A 19,507-nucleotide genomic window follows, 5' to 3' on the forward strand; every position below is an offset into this window, starting at 1 on the left:
TCTTGTCACCGCTCAAATGGCTCACCGAGCGAGGCGACGCCGTTGAGCTTGAGTAGGCGGCGATCCGCGGAGATAAGGCCGAGAACGATGATCGTAACGAGATATGGCAGGCACGCGAGCAATTGCGAGGGAACGGCGAGCCCGGTGGCCTGAGCAGCGAGCCCCATCAACGACACCGCGCCAAACAGGCACGCGCCTAAGAAAATCCTTGATGTCAGCCAGGTTCCGAAGACAACAAGAGCAATGGCAATCCAGCCGCGGCCGGCGATCATGCCGTCCGCCCAGAGCGGTGTGTAGATCGTCGAGGCATAGGCACCGGCAAAGCCTGCCATCATGCCGCCGAATGCAACCGCGGCGAAACGGATGGCGATGACGGGATAGCCGATGGCATGAGCGGCTTTCGGATTTTCACCGACAGCACGAAGGACCAGGCCAACCTTGCTGTAGGCAAACAGTGCCCAGATGCCAATGGTCACGACAAGAGAGATCCAGACGACGATATCCTGATTGAAGAGTCCACCGATGACCGGAATTTCCGAAAGCCCGGGGACCGCGATTTTCGGCAGCGTAGTGACCGTCAGGCTCTCATAGCTCTTGCCAAACAGTGCCGAGAGGCCCTGGCCGAGAATCCCAAGCGCAAGGCCGGTCGCGACCTGATTTGCGTTAAAGCCCAGAATAATCCCAGCAAAAATCATCGAGAGGAGAGCGCCACCGAGCCCGGCCGCAAGGAAAGCGAGAAAATGGCCGCCTCCGTGATAAACGGTAATGAACGCGATGACAGCGCCGAATGCCATCAATCCTTCGATGCCGAGATTGAGGACCCCAGCGCGCTCGACAACGAGCTCGCCTAAAGCCGCCAGCAGAAATGGCGTTGCCGCAGCCAGCATGCCAGCGAGAATGAACTCGATAGCGCTCATGATGCACTCCGGGCAGAAATGGGGCGCCATATAACGCGATAGCGTACGAAAGCCATGGCGATGAGATAGATGAGGAGCAGGCTGCCCTGGAATACGCGGACGGCAGCGATGGGTAGATTGGCGGAGACCATGGCATTATCGCCGCCGATATAGAGCGCCGCCATGACGATCGAAGACACGACGATGCCAATCGGATTGAGACCGCCAAGATAAGCAACGATAATGGCCGCATAACCATATCCAGTCGAGATGGAGCGCTGCAACTGGCCAAGCGGACCGGCAACTTCGGCTGCGCCGGCAAGGCCGGCGGCGGCGCCGCCGATGATCAGCGATAGCCAAATCGCCCAGCTCTCCTTGAAGCCGGCATAGCTCGCGGCCCGGGGTGCCAGTCCGCCGACCTGCAATTTGTATCCGGCGAAGCTTTTCTGCATGAAGATCCATGCCGCAATCGATAGACCGACGGCGAGGATAAGCGAGACATTGACGCGCGTTCCTTCGAACAGGATCGGCACCATGGCATCGTATTGGAACATGACCGACTGCGGGAAGTTGAAGCCATTCGGATCTTTCCAGGGGCCGAGAAGCAGATAATTGAGCAATTGCGCGGCAACGAAGCTCAGCATCAGCGAAACGAGGATTTCGTTGGCATTCAGCCTGACCCGCCAGAAGGCGGTGAGCGAGGCCCATAGCGCGCCGCCAATGGTGCCGAGCAGCAGCATTGCCGGCCAAATCCACTGGCCCGTTGCCTGAGGCATCCAGATGGGGAGGGCTGAGGCGAAGATGGCACCGAGAATGAATTGGCCCTCGGCACCGATATTGAAGACCTTGGCGCGGAAGCCGATCGCAAGTCCCTGTGCGATGAGAAGCAGCGGCCCGGTCTTCAGGAGCACTTCGGAGAATGACGCCCAGGAGATGAATGGCTCGATCAGCATCGCATAGATCACCGCGGCGGGGGCGCGTCCCATGGCGACATAGAGGCCGAGATTGAGAACGATGGTGACGATCAGGGCTATGGGTGGGGCGAGCAATGCAACGGTAACGGAGGCCCGTTCCCGGCGGACCAGACTGGGCAAGGCGTCGAGGAAAGGTCTGTTCATGCGGTGGCTTGCCCGCGCTGTGTGTGTGCTCCGATCATGTATCGGCCAATCTCCTCCGGTTTGGTGGCCCGCGTGACAAGCGGCGGGCTCAGCCTGCCGTGGTGCAGAACCTGTATGAAATCGCTGAGCTCGAATAATTCCTCGAGCTCCTCGGAAATGACGAGGATCGCCATGCCTTCATTGCGAAGGGTGATGAGCCGCTTGCGGATCGCCGAGGCCGCACCGATATCGACGCCCCAGGTGGGCTGAGCGAGGAAAAGAAGCTTTGGCGCCAGCATGATTTCGCGCCCGACGATGAATTTCTGCAGGTTGCCGCCGGACAGCGAGCCGGCTTCCGCCTCGGGACCGCGCGTGCGCACGTCATAGTCCCGAATGCAGTCATTGGTGAAGGCGATCGCCTTCGTCTTGTCGAGCAGGCTGTGCCTAACTAGGTTCAAAGGATGGGCCGTCAGTAGGCTGTTCAGCGTCAGCGACATTTCGGGAACCGCGCCGCGACCCAGCCGATCCTCCGGGACGAAAGCGAAGTCCAGTTTCCGGCGGGCGGCCGAGTCGAGCGTGCCGACGTCCTTGCCCATCATGAAAATCTGGTCGCGTTGAGCCTGCGGCAGGATGGTTTCGCCCGAGATCAGCGCTGCGAGTTCACTTTGACCATTTCCCGAAATTCCGGCAATGCCGAGGATCTCGCCGGCGCGTACCTCCAGGCTGACATTGGAGAGCGGTACGGCGAAAGGATCATCCGGCCGGTAGTCGAGGCCGATAAGCTCCAGGCGTTTCTCGCCTTCCGCCAAAGGCAGTGCCGGCATGGGGTCGGGCATGTCGCGGCCAATCATCATGCGGGCAAGCTCATGGGCATCATGCTCGCGGGGATCGACATGACCGGTCACGTGTCCGCCGCGCAGGATCGTCGCGCGATCGCAGAGCGACTGGATTTCCTCCAGCTTATGCGAGATGAACAGGATGGAGACGCCGCCGTCGCGTAGCCGGCGCAATGTCTCGAAAAGCCTCTCTACCGCCTGCGGCGGCAGCACGGATGTCGGTTCGTCGAGGATCAGCAGTTTCGGGTCGGTCATCAGGCATCGGATGATTTCCACCCGCTGCCGCTCGCCGACCGATAGCGAATGCACATGGGCGAGCGGATCGACCTCAAGGCCGAATTCATGTCCGAGTTTGCGGATGCGCTCCGCGAGCTCGGCTTTGCGACCGGGAACGATCAGTCGGATGTTCTCGACGACTGTCAGGCTTTCGAACAGCGAGAAATGCTGAAAGACCATGCCGATGCCGGCACGCCTTGCCTCCGCTGGGGAGGCAAGGCTCAGGGGCTGCCCCTGCCATGCGACAGTTCCGTCGTCCGGTCGCTCGACGCCGTAGATCAACTTCATCAGGGTCGATTTGCCGGCGCCATTCTCCCCGAGGATGGCATGGATCGAGCGAGGCGCTACGTCCAGATCGATATGCCGGTTGGCATGGATCTGGCCGTAGCTTTTGGAAATGCCGCGCAGCGAAAGGAGCGGGCTGGTCATGGCTTACTTCGGCAGCGGCGTCTTGACACCCTTGACGTGCCAGTCCATCGCGACGATCTGGGCATCCGTCAGCGTTGCGCCCGAAGCCGCACCTTCGCTGCCATCCGCCTTGGTGATCGGCCCTATGAATGGGGAGAAGCCGCCACTGGCGATCTTTGCTTCGATTTCCTTGATCTTGGTCATGGTTTCGGTCGGGATTGCCGGGCTCCAGTCGACGACCTCGACGACCTTGTCAGCAACGCCGAGGAAGGCGTTGGCGCCCTTGAAGGTTCCCGCGAAATGGGCATCGACCGATGCCTTGAAAAAGGGCGACCAGTCGGTGGCGACGCAGCCAAGATAGGTTTTCGGGGCATATTTCTTCATTGAGGAATTGAGATTGAACGAACGGATACCTGCCTCCTCGCAGGCAGAGATCACGGAGGGCGTATCCTGCGCATTCGAGAAGATCACGTCGCAGCCCTGGGCGATCAGAGCCTTGGCGGCTTCCTGCTCCTTTGCTGGGTCGAACCAGGAGTTGACCCAGACGACCGACACCTCGATGTCGGGCCTGACGGCCTGCGCGCCGAGCGTGAAGGCATTGATCGATGTGATCAATTCGGGAATCGCGAAGGCTGAAACCGAGCCGAGCTTGCCGGTCTTGGAAACGGCCGCTGCCGCCATGCCGAGCAGGTAGGTTCCCTGGAAATATTTGGCAGCGAACGGCGAGAAGTTCGGCGCGACCTGGAAACCCGAGGCGTGCAGGACAGTCACCTTGGGATTGCGGCGGGCGATCTGCAGCGCGCCGTTCTGATAGCCGAAGGAACCAGCGATCAGAAAATGGTTTCCGTCTGCGACCGTCTTGTTCATGATACGGTCGGCATCTGGACCTTCGGCGATGCTTTCGAGGATGGTGACCTTCACCTTGTCGCCATAGGCCGCCTTGATCGGGTCGATACCGGCAGCAAGTGCGTGGCCCCAGCCGACATCGCCGATCGGCGAGGGAACGACGAGGGTGATGCCGAGCGGTTCGTCGGCGGCGAATGCGGAGCGACCGACAAGGGCCGTTGCGAGGCCGGCGGCGGCTACGCTCTTCATGAGTGTTCTGCGGGTCAGATTGTTGGACATGTTAGTTCCCCTCTTTTGGCTTTTCAGAGTTCCACTGTCGCGAGTGCCGTTTCTGCGCCTTGCTAGTTTTCCAGGAGGCAACGGCCATCTCATCCGTCCTCCTCCGCGGGATGAGGATCGGGCTTCAACTCGTGCAGTCGATGAATGCCAGGCATTTCGATAAACCCGTCGATACTGCGCATGGCGCGTAGCCAGAGCCGGATGCTCGGGTAGAAATCGAGCGAGACGCCGCCGTCGGGCGCAAGCGCCACGTAGGGGAAGCAAGCGATGTCGGCAATGGTGGCACGGTTCGATGTCAGGAAGCGCATGCCCCGGAGACCCTGCTCGAAAAGGCCTGCTTCCAGTTCGCGCAGTGCAGCCATCCCTTGCGCTTGCAATGTTTCGATGTTGCCGGGGCGCAAGAGCATTTCGTGCAGCCGCGCGCCACCCAGGTTTGCCGTCAGCCGATGTGAGAAGGAAAGCCACTGCTGCACACGCGCCATCTCTTCGGGCGTGCTGGTTCCCAGCCATTCCCGTGCGCTCTGGGCGGCGAGATAGGCGAGAATGGCAGAGGACTCCGTCAGCACGAGATCTCCATCCTCAAGGATCGGGATGGAGCCCGCCGGATTGAGCGCGAGGAGTTCAGGTCCGCGATGTTCGGCGCCGGGATGGAAATCGACCGGTCGGATTTCCAGCTTGACGCCCAGGATCGCCGCCATGAGGCGGATCTTGTAGCAACTCGGCGATAGGATGTAATCGTAAAGCTTCATTGCGCGACCAACTGTGCGCCGTAGGTAAAATTGTGTCGCTTCAGCCAGCGCCGGTAGGCGACCGACGTCAGGTCGGCCCTGGTCGGGATTTCCATGCCGGGATCCAGCGGCAGAAGTGCCGGGATTTGGTTTTCGAGGATCGAGCGATCCTGCAAGAAAATCATCTGCTGAAAATGGATCAAGTCTGTCATCGGCGTCACGTCATCAAACAGGGCCATCCATGGCCATACGTCGCAAAGGTCTTCCGCGAGAGGCTGCACGAACAGGGTAATGACATCCCATTCGCCCGGTCGGGGAGGGCAGGTCTTGTAAAGCACCGAGCAGGTCGGCGCCGGTACGCGGTACATGTATTCGGTGGTGATGCCACCGGCAGCGGACTTTGCGGCCTGCGGCTGGTAGAATTTCACCTGGGTTGCCCAGACTTCGTCTTCATCCTCGCGGATTTCAACATTGTAGTTTTCGACTTCCGTATGGGGCTCGGCACCGAGAATGTCGGTATGGACGAAGGGGAAATGGGCGATGTCGAGGAAGTTCTCCACTGCCCGCAGCGGCGAGCAGCGCACCCGCACCACGCCGACATCCACGAAGCTGCGGCCGGGCTGATCGGCCTCGGGGATCCCAAAAAGCTCCTTGGTGGGATTGCCAAGGGAAGACCAGACATGGCCATAGCGGACACGGACGGGGAGGACGCGTCCGTCCCCGGATGTTACCTGTGCATTCCCGTCTGGTGTGCGTGTCACCTCGATGGGCTCGCTCATGAGCGCGGTTTTGCTCCCTGTCTCGGTGAGTTGGCTGAAAAGGCCGACCGGGTACCATTCATCGATCATCGCGCCGGTCTTCGTCACGCGACCTCCTTCTGGCGTGTTTCCGCCTGGCGGCGCAGAGCCTCGGCGATGCGCGATGCCGCGATCCGATCGGCTGGGCTGCGATCCTGCTCGATCAGCACATGAATGAGGGTGCGCCCCAATTGCTCAGTTGCCAGCAGTCGGACCCATGGAAAATCTGCGACACTGATCAGCCCATTCGAATCCGTTTTTGCATCAGCCGCGGCTTCGATGGCAGCGATGCCGGCCTCAACCGTCAGTGAGCGCAATGGGACGAGATCGCCCAGGCGCCACGGTTTTGTCTCAGGTTGGCCGACCGCGACCCATATAATGCCATCCGATTCTTCAACCTCCTGTACCGTAACACGGATGGTTTCCGGCGGTACGAGGTTGGGATGGGCAGGGATGCGAACGCATCCTCCTGCTGGCGAATAGCTCCAGCCATGATAAATGCAGGAGAGCGCTTCACCCCGCACAAAGCCGTGGGACAATCGCATCCCGCGATGCGGACAGCGATCCGATGATGCCGTTGTCCGCCCGGACTGGCTGCGCCAGAGAGCGAGCGGTCCTGCTGACGTCCACGCCGGCATAACTGCTCCCGGCAGCAGATCGGCAGAAAGGGCGACAGGCGTCCAGGAGCCGGTCGTATCAAATGGCATACCTTCACTTCCTCAATTTTGCCAATGCGTTAGCGTTCTTGTCCGTACACCGTTGCCGACATTGCGACCTCGGTTGCGCCAGAGGCTTGCATAAAAAATTCGCATTGGCAACAATGGTTAAATAAAAGGCAGCGGATCATTTCTATCTCTGTTGCGATGTCGCTACGGGATCTACAATCCTGCGCTGAATCTCGTCCACCCAGACGTCGATCGGGCCGAGCGAACATCCCATTTCCAGCATATCGATGAGCTCCGCAGGCCCTGCGACCTCGAGCTCGATCCGATCGGCGCTCGCGTGAAGGAAAGCTTGGGAAAGCCCGAGTTTGTCCGCATGGCGGCGTATCCACGGAACGAACGAGGCGGAATTCACCTCGCCGAGGATCGTCATCCGTTCGCGCGGTTCGTCCGCTCGTAATGCCATCATTGAATTACCTGCCATTCGGTGTCGTCAGGATGACACAATAGCGCTTGGCAGCATTTGCGAAAGAGCGGAAAAACGAAACGGGTCTGTGGCGCTATCGCTCGCAGTAGTTTCCCGAAATACGTTCGCCCAGACAATTCAAGGTGCGGTACCCTGAGCGGGTTCACCTTTTGTGAAGGTCCTGCAGCGATGCTGCGCCATCCTGCGATGATTCGGCTTAAAGGACAAAGAAAGCATGGCGGTTATACAGTTCCCCGTCCATCGGCGCACAGCCGAAGTCGAACGATGTGCAAAAGCCCTCCAGCGCCTTCATGGTGAGGAAGCCAACCGCTTCTGGCGGTCGGAGATGGCCGCGTTTGCCGCTGCGCTCGAACAGCAGGGTATGGACGAAGAGAGCATATCGCGGCAAGCGAGCTGCTTCATGCATGCGGTCCAGATCGCGCTGCAATGCGCCTTTTCGATGAATGAGGCAAGAAGCTAGTCACCTGAATCTGAAGTTCGGTTCATTGTCTTGTGGCAGAATCGCTTGACCGAGGCGAGGATTTGGTCGGCGGATTTGACCCACTTGTATGGTGTTGGATTTTCGTTGTGGGTTTCGATGAAGGCGTCGATGTCGGCTTCCAGTTCTGCGGTGGAACGGTGTACGCCGCGCTGCAACTGCTTTCGCGTCAGCTCTGCGAACCCCGCTCGACCTGATTGATCCAGGATGCCGAGGTTGGCGTGAAGTGAACATGCCAGTGTGGGCGGCGCGCGAGCCAGGCCTTGATCCTCGGCGTCTTGTGCGTCGCATAATTGTCCATCACCAGACGCACGTCCGGCCCATTGGGCATTTCTGCGTCGATCCGCTTCAGGAGGTCGAGGAATTCCGTGGCCCGGTGACGCTTGTAGCCATGACCGATCACCGCCCCCGTGGCAATGTCGAGCGCGGCGAACAGCGGAAATTTCTTTCCGTCCAGAATGACGAGGTCCGCCTGCCTGCCAGCCATCGATCAAACTCCTGCTCTTGTCACAGAAGCCAAACAAAATGAAGCTTACTTTCGTTCCACGTGACTAAAGTCATTTGCCACAGAAGTTCATTACATTGTCTGCTTGGCCTCTTCATGGGAGGTTGAGCCATAGCAAATGAGACTGGCCGACGACGGCAGAAGGGCTCCATCACCAGCGATGGCGCACAGATCCTGGCCGGCTATGACAAGGACGGCATCCCCACGATACCAGGTGATCCACCGACCGGTGATATGCTCCTGTCTGCAACGAATGGCGACATCAATCTCAATGCCGCCACGGGCACGTCGGACTCGAATAGTTCTAACAGCTCCTGGAGCATTGGCGTAGGTGTCAACTTCGGCTGCTCGACGACATCGAAGAACTGCAGCACCAGAGTCGGCGCCAGCGCCTCCTACGGCGAAGGTGGTTCTGAAACCACAGGTATCACCCACAATCTCACTATTGAATCAAATTCTGGACGAGCGGCTTGCCAATTATTCTGAAGCAAAGGCTCAACTCAAGCAGTCTCTCTTCGCTTGCGAGGACGCGTGTGACCGACTGCTGGATGAAATAGAAATTGGGAACACGAGAAGATGCCTGCAGGAGGTCCTTCCTGAGGTTTACACCTCGATACGATTCACGAAATTTGGGCCGTAGTGGCTGGCTGGCCCCGACGTTGAACTTGAAGGTGCTCAGTGAATCCCATTGAAGAGCAAAGGCTGAAACTTGACCAGCTTTATCGCGTCGTACGCGACGGGAGCTCCAGCGTAGGTCAGCAGTTTGAATACGCTGAAGCGGGAAAATTGCTTTCCGCGCCGCTGGGACCGCACCCTACGTGCGTCAGTGATACAGCTTGTTAAGGAACTCCACGCCAAGTTGGCCAACCTTACATTCCAGCGTTGCGATTTGCGCCTCATACTCGGCGATGACGCTGGCCTCATAGGCATACCGGCCATCCGGGCATGTTCATTCGTTTTGATGATGACGGCGCTGACGTCCTTCAGCGTGGCCCGTGCCGATGATCTGACCTTCGATTTGAGCCCCGAGCAGCCGGGCCGCATTCATGTCGGGCGGGATGGGACGGCAGTCGCGGCTATCCCTAAGAATTTCAAGTTCGTTACGCCGGGCACGCTCACGGTTGCCGTCGCACCCGGCGGACCGCCGCTCGCGACCTATGCAACGGATGCCAAGACCGTGGTCGGTGCCGATCCGGATATTGCCTATGCCATCGCCGATAGTCTCGGGCTGAAGCTGGAACTCGTGCCGGTCGCCTGGATCGATTGACCGCTGGGTCTGACGTCGGGCAAATACGATGCCGTCATCTCCAATGTCGGTGTCACCGAGCAGCGCAAGGAGAAGTTCGATTTCTCCACCTATCGGCAGGGCCTGCACGGCATCTACGTCAAGTCGGACAGCAAGATCGGCTCTATCAAGGAGCCGAAGGACGCGGCAGGACTCAGATTCATCGTCGGCGTCGGCACCAATCAGGAGCGTATCCTGCTCGAATGGAGCAAGGAGAATGTCGCGGCCGGGCTGAAACCGCTGGAGCTGCAATATTACGACGACGATGCCGCAAGCTTGCTGGCCCTGGCGTCGGGCCGTGCCGATGTGATCGTGCAGCCGCATGCGCAGCTCGTCTACATCGCCGCCCGCGACAACAACATCAAGAGCGTCGGCACGCTGAGCGCCGGCTGGCCGGATCGTTCCGACGTGGCGGTGACGACGCGAAAGGGAAGCGGCCTAGGCTGCGTTGACAAATTCAGTCGTGTCGGATTGTCCTACCTCCCGCTAAGGCACTGTTGATAAATTATCGCACCGGTGGTGGGATGATTGGGCTGATTGTGTAGTTCCAATCGCCATGGAATTGATGACGGTTGATGACGCCGGCATCAAGGTCAGCGATGCCGAGATGGATGCGATCAACACGGGGTAGATATTGGTGTCGATCTCGGACTTGACTGTGAGACCGGCCAGACCGCGGGCAATCGTGCTGCGCGCCAGACCGGTGATCCGCGACACCGCCGTCACGCCGCCGCGGCCGGCCGCTAACGCTTCGGCCGCCGCAAAGCGACGTCGTCCACGTTCGTCCAGAACAGGTTCAAGCGCAGCATAGCGCAGTTGGATGGCGGCCTCGTCAATCACACCGCGATTCTATAGGCTTCAAACCAAAAGGGAATCCCGGCGCCGCAAAAAATCCAAAGCTGCGATTCCTTTATTTATCAACAGTTCCTAAGTGGGCATCAGGCTCGCGCGGCTATAACGCGCGGCACATATGATGGTAAGGCCGCACGGCACTTCGACGGTGTCTTCGATCCACTCGCCTCCGTTGTTTTGCAGGCAGACGTAACAGGCCTCACAGTTTACCGTTGACGCCGAACACAATGGTTGATTCAAGGCTGCTTTTTGGAGGCAGGCTTGAGCCGGGGCGATTTGACTGAAACAGAATGGCGCGCTTTGAAGGGCTTGCTGCCGATCGAGCCTGAGAATCGTGGCCGAGGCCGTCCGCCCGAGCAGAACCGCTCAATCATCAACGGCATACTCTGGCGGCTCCGCTGCGGCGCTCCATGGCGCGACGTGCCGTCCAAGTACGGAAGCTGGAACACTATCTATCGTCGCTTCCGCCGATGGAGCGAAGCCGGGGTCTGGGAGAACGTCGCTGTGACCCTGGCCGAGATCATGGCGGATACTGGCCACTACAGCATTGATAGCACCACAGTCCGCGCCCACGTTTCGGCAGCGGGCGGAAAAGGGGGACTCATCAACGCGCTCTTGGTCGCTCGCGGGGCGGGTTCACCAGTAAACTTCACTGCCTGGCTGACGCCCTTGGACGGCCGATCGCCTTCGCCCTAACCGGCGGTGAGGCGGCGGACTGCAAGGCATATGATGCCCTGATCGATCTGCCCGAACGCGCACCCGACGCATTACTCGCAGACAAGGGCTATAATGCCAACGCGATCCGTGTCGACCTTGCAGAACGGAAGATCGAGGCCGTAATCCCCGGTCGCTCGAACCGACGCGTACAGATCGAGTATGATCGGGCGCTCTACAAGCTGCGCACCCGCATCGAGCGCATGTTTGGCCATCTCAAGATCAACCGGGCCATTGCCACCCGCTACGACCAACTGGCCAACAGCTTTCTCGGCATGGTCCATCTCGCCACCGCTAGATACTGGCTAAAATTTGTCCCCACACCCCTCAGCTTGCATCAAACCGGACGCGAGCGTCCTGGATGCTCTCCCGATTGCTGTTCGCCCACATTACGAGAGCCATTACCGGCGCAAGAAGCGTCCGTCCCACCTCCGTCAACTCGTAGTCCACGCGCGGCGGAATAGTGGGAAACAATGTCCGCTTTACCAGCCCATCACGTTCCAGTCCGCGCAAGTTAATCGTCAGCATCCGTTGCGAGATGCCGTCGATCTGGCGCCGCAGTTCGTTGAACCGAACTGGTCCATCTCTAAGCGTCGCGATGATGTACAGGGTCCATTTGTCGCCGACGAGATCGAGGATCTCCCGAACGACCCGGCAGTCGTCACCTTCGCTGGGGGTAGGAAAATCAGTGTTACTGAGTGTCATGTAAGTGCCTTCTTGCGGGTGATTGCCAGTGATCTTACTATCGTTAGTAACAAGAATTTACTACCCTGTTCACATCGGAGCAATCATGACCAGCATCCTCCTCGTTACATCGAGCCCCCGTGGCCCGGAAGGCCTGTCCACCCGCTTCGCGACCGAGATCGCCGAAGGCCTCAAGGTGCGCTTGGGCGGCACCCTTTTGACCCGCGATCTTACGGTCAACCCACCGCCGCATATTGCGCAAGCCTATATTGGCGGCCGCGTCGCGGCCCCCGAGGCCCGAACCCCCGAGCAGGCCAAGGCGGTCGGCCTTGCCCAGGAGCTCGTCGATGAGGTGAAGGCGGCTGACGTGATCGTCCTCGGTTCGGGCATGATCAATTTCGGCCCATCTTCGCAGCTCAAGGCCTGGTTCGATCATATCACCTGGCCGGGAGTGACCTTTGGTTATAGCGCAGCCGGCAAGCCGCAGGGATTGCTGACCGGCAAGAAGGTGTATCTCGTCACTGCCGCAGGCGGTGTCTTCTCCGAGGGCGACTGGGCGGCCTTCGACTTCCAGACCGGGTATCTGCGCCACCTCCTTGGTTTCATCGGCCTGACCGACGTTGAAGTCGTCCGCGTGGAAGGCACCGTCTTCGGGCCTGAGGCTGCCAAGGCCGCTATCGCGGCCGCCGAAGTCCAGGTTCGCGCGGTCCTTGAACAGGCTGCCTAAAGCGGAGCCGGCCAACTGCTCAGGCTGTAAGCACGAATATGCATGTCAGCAGCCAGAGCACTTGCTCCAAGTCAGACGACAAAAAGGAAGATGAAATGAAGATCGCTGTGCTAATCAACAATGCCGGCGTGCAGGGGCCGACACTGAAGCACACAGCGCAAGGCTTCGAGCAGACGTTCGGAGTCAATCACCTTGGCTGCTTCGCGTTCACCGCGCTGCTGCTGCCCAAGCTCATGGAAACGCCAGGATCGCGCATCGTCGTCACGAGCAGCGGGCAGCACAAGGGAGCGAAAATCGATTGGGAAGACCTTAACGCGCAGAGGGATTACAAATGGCTCCCGCGCTACGGCGCCAGCAAGCTTGCGAACCTGCTCTTCGTCTTCGAGCTGGATCAGCGGTTGCGGGCGGCAGGAGCGCCGGTAACGGCGGTAGCCTGCCATCCAGGTCTTGTCGGAACGAACCTCGCCCGCGGCAGCTTGTGGGGCAACATAGCGATGACCCTGATCGGCTTGATATTCGCCAAGCCCGCCATGGGCGCGTGGGGCGCGCTGCACGCAGCGACTGGGCCAATAACGCCTGGCGGTTACTACGGGCCGACGGGATTTTCCGGGCTGCGAGGTCCTTCCGGTGAAGGGGTTCCCTCTGAGGAGGCGAGAAATCCGCAGTTCGCCGAACGACTATGGGATGTGTCAGTCAAGATGACCGGGATCGACCCTGGCTTGCCCCCCGTCAATCGCCCGTCCTGACTTACAGATGGAAAGCGCCGCAGTCGCGGCCAAGCGGCTCAGATTAATCCAAGACTGTCGGCTCAACGCTCAGAAGGATGACATAATGCTGCAAATCGATCTTTACACCGAGATCACCTGCCCCTGGTGCATCATCGGGCATCACCGCCTCGATAAGGTCCTGGCGGAACGCTTCCCTGAGCTTGACGTGGATATCCGCCAACATCCGGTCCTTCTGCTCCCCGATGCGCCAGCGGAGGGCCTCTACATTCCCGATCTTCTCCTCTCGCGTTACGGCGTGACGGATCCGAAGGCGTCCTTCGCTCGCCCTGAGGCGGAAGCACGCGCGTCCGGCCTTGATCTCGACCTGAGCCGTCAACCGTGGACTTACAGGACACAGCCGGCGCACGGGCTAGTCCTTGCGGCGCGGGCACGAGGTACGCAGCATCGGCTCGCGGTAGCGATCACCGATGCCCATTTTCTGGAAGCAAGGAACATCTCAGACGCCGATGTCCTCGCGGACATTGCCGTCGCTTATGGGTTCGACCGCGAAGAAGCACGCGCGATAGCGCTCGACCCCGTGCAACATGCACGTGTCGAGCAGGAAGCGGCCCAATCGATGGCGGCCGGGGTCAGGTCAGTTCCCCACTTCGTCTTCGGCGAGCGTATCGCCATCAACGGAGGACGCAGCGAAGACGAGATTGCATCGGCTATCCGTGAGGCTGCTGGTGTCGCCGCGTCCGCCTAGCACCGGGTCACCATCGCAGCAAAACACTCAGGGTTGCGCTCCCATGCAAAAACGGTCCGCAACTTCCGCTCCATCGTTCGCCACAGGCCCATGCTTGATCAAATTCGTCCACGCGGCCTAGCAAATGCACTGACCGTTGCCGCCAACGACCTGATCACCAGCGGCACCTATGGGAAGATTCTCGATCACTGGCATCTTTCGGAAGAAGCCCTGCCGAAGTCGGAAACCAATCCGCCCGGCCTGCCGAAATATTGATCGCCTGGGGTATCGAGGGAGTAATGACAGGAGCGGCCGCAAGATATCCATCAGCCATATCGGTTTCCTGACCGCCGGCAATTATCCGGACGACGATCCGCTATCGGGGCTGGAGCAGACCCTCCAGCAACTGCAATATGGGGAAGAGCTGGGCTTCGACAGCGCCTGGGTCCGCCAGCGGCATCTCGAGCCCGGTATTTCGTCGGGCAGTGCCTTCCTGGCGGCGGCAACCCAGCGTACCAGCCGGATTCAGTTGGGAACGGCGGTCATTTCGATCGGCTATGAAAGTCCCTATCGATTGGCGGAGGATCTTGCGACCGTCGACGTTCTATCGCGTGGGCGCCTGAATATCGTCGTCAGCGCCGGGCGTCCGCTGCATGCCGATCTGATTGCGTCTCTGGTTTTCGACGGCGACTGGACGGGCAACGATTTCTCCCATGATCGCGTCCTGCGCTTTGCTGACAATCTGCGCGGCACCCATCTCGGCGACGAGCAGACCTTCATCAAGACACCCGTCGGCCCCATCCGGCCGCGCCTGCAGCCCTATGCCACGGGGCTGATCGATCGAATCTGGTATGGCGGCGGATCGCAGCGCTCGGCCGAATGGCAGGCCGCAACGGCTTCAACCTGTTGACGGGCAATGTGATCACGGGCGAGGGAACCGATGATTTCTTCGTCGCTCAGTCACGTTTGGTCGAAACCTATCGGTCCGCTGCTGTGCCTAAGCGTCATGTTGCCTTGGGCGCGTCATCGTGCCCATCGACAGCGCCGACGCGGTCACGCGCCGCCGGTATCAGGACTACGCAGCCGGCCGCAACGAACGAACGCTGTCGCCCCAAGGCGAGAAGCGCACCCGCTTTGCCCGCGATATCGTCGGCACCTCCGACGAAATATTGGAACGGCTCTTCGCCGATCCGTTGTTGCCGGAGGTCAGCGAGTTGCGGCTGGAACTGCCTTACGAGTTCGAACACGAGCAGTACCGCCAGATTCTCCACGACTTCGTCACGCGGATCGCGCCGGAACTCGGCTGGTCGGCCGCACTCGTGATTGCGCCGGGCGAAGAGAAAAAAGCTATGCCTGAGTTGCAGCACGCAATTCGTTGAAAGCGACGAATCTTTTCGCCAAATCAAACTCATCATACATGTTGATAATTTCTGTCCATAAGTTTGCCGGCCACATGTGTTGGCGTCAACTTGACATACGACTTCGCGCAGTGCTTTTCTCATCGTCGAAATCGATCAAGAGAGGTACCGACGTGGCCGTTCAGCCAAAGTCCCAGACTGAAGCCAGGTCGGAGACGCTGGTTGCGCGTCTCAGCAATACGCTGCGTCGGGCGATTGCGAGCGGACAGTTTCCGCCGGGAAGCAAGCTGCCGAGCGAATCGCAACTCACGGAGACCCACGGTGTCAGTCGTACGGTCGTGCGCGAGGCGATTGCGGCGCTGAGAGCCGACCGTTTGGTCGAGGCGCAGCAGGGAGCGGGGGTCTTCGTGCTGGAATCTCCGGCATTACCGGTGCTCTCCTTCGGGAATCTTGACCAGGCCCGAGTTTCGTCCGTTATCGAGCTTTTGGAGCTCAGAACTGCCGTGGAGGTCGAGGCCGCCGGGCTTGCCGCATTGCGGCGGTCGCCGGCACAGGAAGAGACGATCTTCGAACGGCATCACGCGTTGCGCGACTGTTTCAATGCAGGTGCTCCGACAAGCGAGGCCGATTTCGCGCTCCATCTCGCCATCGCTGAGGCGACGAACAATTCCCGCTTCCGGGAATTCCTGTCGATGATCGGGCCGCGGATCATTCCGCGCGCGGCCATGCGTGAGGGAGACCCCGAGCCCGATCAGGATGCCTACATCCTGTTGATCGACGAGGAGCATCTCCAGATCGTCGTTGCGATATCGAATGGTGATGAAGAAGGCGCCCGTGAGGCGATGCGCAGGCATCTGCGGGGCAGCCAGGAGCGCTATCGCGCGCTTCTGCGCGAACAGCGCAAACCTGTATGATGAGTTGTTGACAGGAAAACGTCATGCATATATGACAACTTCTGCCTGAGGAGGCAGAAGAGGAATTCCTGATGACGCCGCAAGAAATCAAGGCCGCGCTGGGCGCGGGCCTGTTGTCCTTTCCTGTTACGCATTTTGATGCAGAGGAGAGATTCCGCTCTGACAGCTATCAGCGTCATATCGAGTGGCTCTCCGGCTATGATGCTCCGGTGCTGTTTGCGGCCGGGGGCACGGGTGAGTTCTTCTCGCTGTCGCCGAACGAGATCCCGACCATCGTCAGGGCAGCCAAGGAAGCCGCAGGCAAGACGGCCATCGTTTCCGGCTGCGGTTTCGGCACGCATGTCGGTGTCGAGCTGGCGCAGGCGGTCCAGAAGGCTGGTGCCGACGGCATCCTGCTTCTACCACACTATCTGATCGATGCGCCGCAGGAAGGGCTCTACACCCACGTCAAGCGCATCTGCCAATCGGTCGATATCGGCGTCATGGTCTATAACCGCGACAACTCGGTACTCTCGGTCGATACGCTGAAACGCCTCTGCGACGAATGCCCGAACCTGGTCGGATTCAAGGACGGCACAGGCGACATCGGCGGAGTGCGCCAGATCACCGCCACGTTCGGCAACCGGCTGACTTATCTTGGCGGTATGCCGACAGCTGAACTCTTCGCCGAAGCTTATCTCGGTGCCGGCTTCACCACCTATTCTTCCGCCGTCTTCAATTTCGTGCCGGCACTGGCCGTCGAGTTCTACAGGGCGCTTCGCGCCGGTGAACGTGTGCGCTGCGAGACGATCCTGAAGGACTTCTTTTATCCCTTCATGGCTATCCGCAATCGCCGCAAGGGCTATGCGGTCGCCGCCATCAAGGCCGGCGTCAGGCTGCAGGGCTTCGAAGCAGGCAGGGTGCGGCCGCCTCTGGATGATTTAACCGCCGAAGAAGAGGCCATGCTCGACAAGCTTATCTCGCCCTGGAAGCGGTGAGATGATGGCGCCCGCGGCCCGTCCATATCGTCCCGCATGCCCATCAGGACTGCGGCTTGGCCGCCTCTTCCACGCGTTGAGGATGGTTGGACTTCGTAAGGAGGATAGGTGACATGCTGGTGCGCAAGCTTTCAGGCACTCCGCCTCGCATCGCCCTTCCCCAGGGAACGATAGACACGCAGATGCACATGTATCTGCCCGGTTTCCCGGCACAGCCCGGCGGCCCCGATCTGCCGGCCGGCGGTCTGCCGACACCTAAGCAATATCGCCAGGTAATGAGCTGGCTCGGCATAGACCGCGTGGTCATCACGCAAGGCAATGCCCATCAGCGCGACAACGGCAATCTTTATGCCTGCCTTGCCGAAATGGGCGATATCGCCCGCGGCGTCGCCGTCATCGATGCTGAGACGCCGGAGGCGGAACTCGACAGGCTTGCAGAGGCCCACGTCGTCGGGGCGCGCATCATGGACCTGCCGGGCGGCGCCGTCGGTCTCGACGCGCTCGAAGCCATCGATGACAGGGCGAGCGCGCGCGGCTGGATGCTGGCCGTGCAGTTCGACGGCAGCCATATTCTTGAGCACGAGTCCCGGCTGGCGCGGCTGAAATCTCGTTGGGTGTTCGATCATCACGGCAAATTCTTTTCCGGGGTGACGCCGGCGAGCCCGCAGGTTGCGGCCGTGAAGCGGCTGATCGACAAGGGCAATTGCTGGTTCAAGTTCGCTGGCTGCTACGAATCCTCGAAAAGCGGCGGCGGCGCCTATGAGGATATCGCCGCTGTTGCGCGCGACGTGGCCGCCCACGCGCCGGAGCGGATCGTCTGGGGCACGAACTGGCCTCACAATCTGGCACGGCAAAACGCCGATTATCCTGACGATGCAACGCTGACGGATACCGTGCTCGGCTGGCTGCAGAGTGCCGACGCCCGGAGACTTGCCCTCGTCGACAATCCCGAGGCGCTTTTTGGTTTCGCGCCGTTCGGGAGCGCAATGCAGTGAGAATTCGGCCGGGACGAGGAAGTTCCGGCCTTTGTTGAGGAGGGGAGATGATGACTATCGCCGGCATCTTGGGAACCGCTGTTGTTGGGCGGGCGCTTGGGCCGAACGCGGCGCGGACCGGAACGGTCAAGCCGCCGTTGCCATTCCAAAAGTAACCAGTGTTTTCAGCCCGATTGTGACTTGGATCTCCAGGCGCGGAAGCGGGCAGTCGTTCTTGTTTTGTGATTAGGAAAGAGGGAAACAATGAAGCGCAGCACCAGAATCATCACGACCGCATTTGCCGGCCTTCTCGCGCTCGGCACGTTTACGACGGGGCAGGCCCGTCAGTTCCGTTCAGCCGACGTGCAGGCGCCGGATTACCCGACCGTCAAGGCCGTGCAGTACATGAGCGATGAGCTCAGCAAGGCGACCGACGGCAAATATACGATCAAGGTCTTCCCGAACTCGCAGCTCGGCAGCGAGAAGGACACCATCGAGCAGGTCAAGCTCGGGGCTCTCGACTTTATCCGCGTCAACTCCGGAACGCTGAACACCATCTGCCCGGCGATGATGGTGCCGGTCCTGCCATTCCTGTTCCACGACAAGGCGCAGATGCGCACGGTTCTCGACGGACCGATCGGCGATCAGATCCTGGCGGATTGCGATGCTCATGGCCTCGTCGGCCTCGCCTTCTACGATTCGGGCTCGCGCTCCTTCTATACCACCAAGCCGGTGCGTAAGATGGAGGACCTCAAGGGTCTGAAAATCCGCGTGCAACAGTCCGATATCTGGGTCGCAATGATGAAGGCGCTCGGCGCCAACGCCACGCCGATGCCGACGGGCGAGGTCTTCACCGGCCTGAAGACCGGGCTAATCGACGGTGCGGAGAACAATTGGCCGAGCTATTACAACTTCCATCACTACGAGCTCGCCAAGTATTATTCGCTGAGCGAACACTCGATGGCACCCGATGTCTTGCTGATGTCGAAGCGCGTCTATGACAGCTTCACGCCGGAAGAGCAGGCGCTGGTGCGCAAGCTCGCCAAGCAGTCCGTCGTTTACATGCGTCAACTCTGGGACACGATGGAAACGACGTCGGAGGAGAAGGTGAAGCAAGCCGGCGTCGAGGTCATCCCGCTGGACAAGGCGCCCTTCGAAGCTGCCATGCAGCCGATCTATGACCAGTTCGTCACCGCTCCAGCCCTCAAGGATATGATCACCAAGATCAAGGCAACGAAATAATGAAGTCTGCCGGGGGCGTTTGATGCGCCCCCG

17 protein-coding genes and 7 pseudogenes are annotated in these 19,507 nt (G+C 60.0%); 13 read left to right on the plus strand and 11 right to left on the minus strand.

Annotation, left to right across the window (positions count from 1 at the left end; all coding sequences use genetic code 11):
- Positions 1 to 5: 5 nt before the first annotated feature.
- The 8 genes from GGD50_RS20880 to GGD50_RS20915 all read right to left on the minus strand — a co-directional run bounded on the left by GGD50_RS20880 (position 6) and on the right by GGD50_RS20915 (position 7,294).
- Positions 6 to 917, minus strand: a complete 912-nt coding sequence (locus tag GGD50_RS20880) for an ABC transporter permease (RefSeq protein ID WP_183939031.1) — start codon at positions 915 to 917, stop codon at positions 6 to 8.
- Positions 914 to 2,014: an ABC transporter permease gene (locus tag GGD50_RS20885; RefSeq protein WP_183939033.1), complete on the minus strand. Its 1,101-nt coding sequence runs from the start codon at positions 2,012 to 2,014 to the stop codon at positions 914 to 916. Before GGD50_RS20885 ends, GGD50_RS20880 begins: the two co-directional genes overlap by 4 nt.
- Positions 2,011 to 3,534, minus strand: coding sequence for an ABC transporter ATP-binding protein (locus GGD50_RS20890; protein WP_183939035.1), 1,524 nt, complete (start codon positions 3,532 to 3,534; stop codon positions 2,011 to 2,013). Before GGD50_RS20890 ends, GGD50_RS20885 begins: the two co-directional genes overlap by 4 nt.
- A gap of 3 nt (positions 3,535 to 3,537) precedes the next feature.
- Positions 3,538 to 4,638 (minus strand): BMP family ABC transporter substrate-binding protein, encoded by a 1,101-nt coding sequence (locus GGD50_RS20895; RefSeq protein WP_183939037.1) that lies wholly within the window; start codon positions 4,636 to 4,638, stop codon positions 3,538 to 3,540.
- An 89-nt stretch (positions 4,639 to 4,727) separates the two neighbouring features.
- Positions 4,728 to 5,387 carry a glutathione S-transferase family protein gene (locus tag GGD50_RS20900; protein WP_183939039.1) on the minus strand — a complete coding sequence of 220 codons (660 nt, stop codon included), beginning with the start codon at positions 5,385 to 5,387 and terminating at the stop codon, positions 4,728 to 4,730.
- Entirely contained in the window at positions 5,384 to 6,214 is an 831-nt protein-coding gene (locus GGD50_RS20905; protein WP_183939339.1) for an aromatic ring-hydroxylating oxygenase subunit alpha, read from the minus strand. The genes GGD50_RS20900 and GGD50_RS20905 overlap by 4 nt, the downstream gene beginning before the upstream one ends.
- Positions 6,215 to 6,228: 14 nt before the next feature.
- Positions 6,229 to 6,870 carry a Rieske 2Fe-2S domain-containing protein gene (locus GGD50_RS20910; protein WP_183939041.1) on the minus strand — a complete coding sequence of 214 codons (642 nt, stop codon included), beginning with the start codon at positions 6,868 to 6,870 and terminating at the stop codon, positions 6,229 to 6,231.
- A gap of 142 nt (positions 6,871 to 7,012) precedes the next feature.
- Positions 7,013 to 7,294: an acylphosphatase gene (locus tag GGD50_RS20915; protein ID WP_414125770.1), complete on the minus strand. Its 282-nt coding sequence runs from the start codon at positions 7,292 to 7,294 to the stop codon at positions 7,013 to 7,015.
- Between the two features lie 232 nt (positions 7,295 to 7,526).
- Between GGD50_RS20915 and GGD50_RS32800 the strand changes: the two genes are divergently transcribed.
- Positions 7,527 to 7,772 carry a DUF6074 family protein gene (locus tag GGD50_RS32800; RefSeq protein WP_246451386.1) on the plus strand — a complete coding sequence of 82 codons (246 nt, stop codon included), beginning with the start codon at positions 7,527 to 7,529 and terminating at the stop codon, positions 7,770 to 7,772.
- Here the strand turns inward: GGD50_RS32800 and GGD50_RS20925 are convergent.
- A pseudogene (locus GGD50_RS20925) lies at positions 7,769 to 8,226 on the minus strand (IS630 family transposase); the annotation flags it as partial. The gene GGD50_RS32800 and the pseudogene GGD50_RS20925 sit on opposite strands and share 4 nt — an antisense overlap.
- A gap of 303 nt (positions 8,227 to 8,529) precedes the next feature.
- Here GGD50_RS20925 and GGD50_RS33520 point away from each other — a divergent pair.
- A complete protein-coding gene (locus tag GGD50_RS33520) occupies positions 8,530 to 8,781 on the plus strand; it encodes a hemagglutinin repeat-containing protein (protein WP_414124663.1) in 252 nt (83 codons plus the stop codon).
- A 475-nt stretch (positions 8,782 to 9,256) separates the two neighbouring features.
- A pseudogene (locus GGD50_RS20935) lies at positions 9,257 to 10,021 on the plus strand (transporter substrate-binding domain-containing protein); the annotation flags it as partial.
- 219 nt (positions 10,022 to 10,240) lie between these two features.
- Here the strand turns inward: GGD50_RS20935 and GGD50_RS20940 are convergent.
- Positions 10,241 to 10,420: pseudogene (locus GGD50_RS20940) on the minus strand (ISAzo13 family transposase); the annotation flags it as partial.
- 273 nt (positions 10,421 to 10,693) lie between these two features.
- Here GGD50_RS20940 and GGD50_RS20945 point away from each other — a divergent pair.
- Positions 10,694 to 11,463, plus strand: a pseudogene (locus GGD50_RS20945) (IS5 family transposase); the annotation flags it as partial.
- A 10-nt stretch (positions 11,464 to 11,473) separates the two neighbouring features.
- Here GGD50_RS20945 and GGD50_RS20950 read toward each other — a convergent pair.
- Positions 11,474 to 11,851: a winged helix-turn-helix transcriptional regulator gene (locus GGD50_RS20950; RefSeq protein ID WP_183939047.1), complete on the minus strand. Its 378-nt coding sequence runs from the start codon at positions 11,849 to 11,851 to the stop codon at positions 11,474 to 11,476.
- 85 nt (positions 11,852 to 11,936) lie between these two features.
- Between GGD50_RS20950 and GGD50_RS20955 the strand changes: the two genes are divergently transcribed.
- The 9 genes and pseudogenes from GGD50_RS20955 to GGD50_RS20995 all read left to right on the plus strand — a co-directional run bounded on the left by GGD50_RS20955 (position 11,937) and on the right by GGD50_RS20995 (position 19,474).
- Positions 11,937 to 12,557 (plus strand): FMN-dependent NADH-azoreductase, encoded by a 621-nt coding sequence (locus GGD50_RS20955; RefSeq protein ID WP_183939049.1) that lies wholly within the window; start codon positions 11,937 to 11,939, stop codon positions 12,555 to 12,557.
- Between the two features lie 29 nt (positions 12,558 to 12,586).
- Positions 12,587 to 13,303, plus strand: a pseudogene (locus tag GGD50_RS20960) (SDR family NAD(P)-dependent oxidoreductase); the annotation flags it as partial.
- A gap of 85 nt (positions 13,304 to 13,388) precedes the next feature.
- Positions 13,389 to 14,030, plus strand: coding sequence for a DsbA family oxidoreductase (locus GGD50_RS20965; protein WP_183939053.1), 642 nt, complete (start codon positions 13,389 to 13,391; stop codon positions 14,028 to 14,030).
- 114 nt (positions 14,031 to 14,144) lie between these two features.
- Positions 14,145 to 14,285 (plus strand): annotated as a pseudogene (locus tag GGD50_RS20970) (ABC transporter substrate-binding protein); the annotation flags it as partial.
- A 43-nt stretch (positions 14,286 to 14,328) separates the two neighbouring features.
- Positions 14,329 to 15,388 (plus strand): annotated as a pseudogene (locus tag GGD50_RS32805) (LLM class flavin-dependent oxidoreductase).
- A gap of 152 nt (positions 15,389 to 15,540) precedes the next feature.
- Positions 15,541 to 16,281: a FadR/GntR family transcriptional regulator gene (locus GGD50_RS20980; protein WP_343069989.1), complete on the plus strand. Its 741-nt coding sequence runs from the start codon at positions 15,541 to 15,543 to the stop codon at positions 16,279 to 16,281.
- A gap of 71 nt (positions 16,282 to 16,352) precedes the next feature.
- The gene (gene kdgD, locus GGD50_RS20985) at positions 16,353 to 17,258 is read left to right on the plus strand and encodes a 5-dehydro-4-deoxyglucarate dehydratase (RefSeq protein WP_183939057.1); all 906 of its coding nucleotides are present in this window, start codon (positions 16,353 to 16,355) and stop codon (positions 17,256 to 17,258) included.
- Between the two features lie 113 nt (positions 17,259 to 17,371).
- Entirely contained in the window at positions 17,372 to 18,253 is an 882-nt protein-coding gene (locus GGD50_RS20990; protein WP_183939059.1) for an amidohydrolase family protein, read from the plus strand.
- Positions 18,254 to 18,496: 243 nt separating this feature from the next.
- A complete protein-coding gene (locus GGD50_RS20995) occupies positions 18,497 to 19,474 on the plus strand; it encodes a TRAP transporter substrate-binding protein (protein ID WP_183939060.1) in 978 nt (325 codons plus the stop codon).
- Positions 19,475 to 19,507 lie beyond the last annotated feature (33 nt).

It is taken from the genome of Martinezella paranaensis (assembly GCF_014200235.1).
Classification (GTDB): domain Bacteria; phylum Pseudomonadota; class Alphaproteobacteria; order Rhizobiales; family Rhizobiaceae; genus Rhizobium; species Rhizobium paranaense.

Bases quoted from the DNA above. Each gene is read 5' to 3' on its own strand.
- GGD50_RS20880 (WP_183939031.1), bottom strand. From the start codon at position 917: ATGAGCGCTATCGAGTTCATTCTCGCTGGCATGCTGGCTGCGGCAACG.
- GGD50_RS20885 (WP_183939033.1), bottom strand. From the start codon at position 2,014: ATGAACAGACCTTTCCTCGACGCCTTGCCCAGTCTGGTCCGCCGGGAA.
- GGD50_RS20890 (WP_183939035.1), bottom strand. From the start codon at position 3,534: ATGACCAGCCCGCTCCTTTCGCTGCGCGGCATTTCCAAAAGCTACGGC.
- GGD50_RS20895 (WP_183939037.1), bottom strand. From the start codon at position 4,638: ATGTCCAACAATCTGACCCGCAGAACACTCATGAAGAGCGTAGCCGCC.
- GGD50_RS20900 (WP_183939039.1), bottom strand. From the start codon at position 5,387: ATGAAGCTTTACGATTACATCCTATCGCCGAGTTGCTACAAGATCCGC.
- GGD50_RS20905 (WP_183939339.1), bottom strand. From the start codon at position 6,214: ATGATCGATGAATGGTACCCGGTCGGCCTTTTCAGCCAACTCACCGAG.
- GGD50_RS20910 (WP_183939041.1), bottom strand. From the start codon at position 6,870: ATGCCATTTGATACGACCGGCTCCTGGACGCCTGTCGCCCTTTCTGCC.
- GGD50_RS20915 (WP_414125770.1), bottom strand. From the start codon at position 7,294: ATGATGGCATTACGAGCGGACGAACCGCGCGAACGGATGACGATCCTC.
- GGD50_RS32800 (WP_246451386.1), top strand. From the start codon at position 7,527: ATGGCGGTTATACAGTTCCCCGTCCATCGGCGCACAGCCGAAGTCGAA.
- GGD50_RS33520 (WP_414124663.1), top strand. From the start codon at position 8,530: ATGCTCCTGTCTGCAACGAATGGCGACATCAATCTCAATGCCGCCACG.
- GGD50_RS20950 (WP_183939047.1), bottom strand. From the start codon at position 11,851: ATGACACTCAGTAACACTGATTTTCCTACCCCCAGCGAAGGTGACGAC.
- GGD50_RS20955 (WP_183939049.1), top strand. From the start codon at position 11,937: ATGACCAGCATCCTCCTCGTTACATCGAGCCCCCGTGGCCCGGAAGGC.
- GGD50_RS20965 (WP_183939053.1), top strand. From the start codon at position 13,389: ATGCTGCAAATCGATCTTTACACCGAGATCACCTGCCCCTGGTGCATC.
- kdgD (WP_183939057.1), top strand. From the start codon at position 16,353: ATGACGCCGCAAGAAATCAAGGCCGCGCTGGGCGCGGGCCTGTTGTCC.
- GGD50_RS20990 (WP_183939059.1), top strand. From the start codon at position 17,372: ATGCTGGTGCGCAAGCTTTCAGGCACTCCGCCTCGCATCGCCCTTCCC.
- GGD50_RS20995 (WP_183939060.1), top strand. From the start codon at position 18,497: ATGAAGCGCAGCACCAGAATCATCACGACCGCATTTGCCGGCCTTCTC.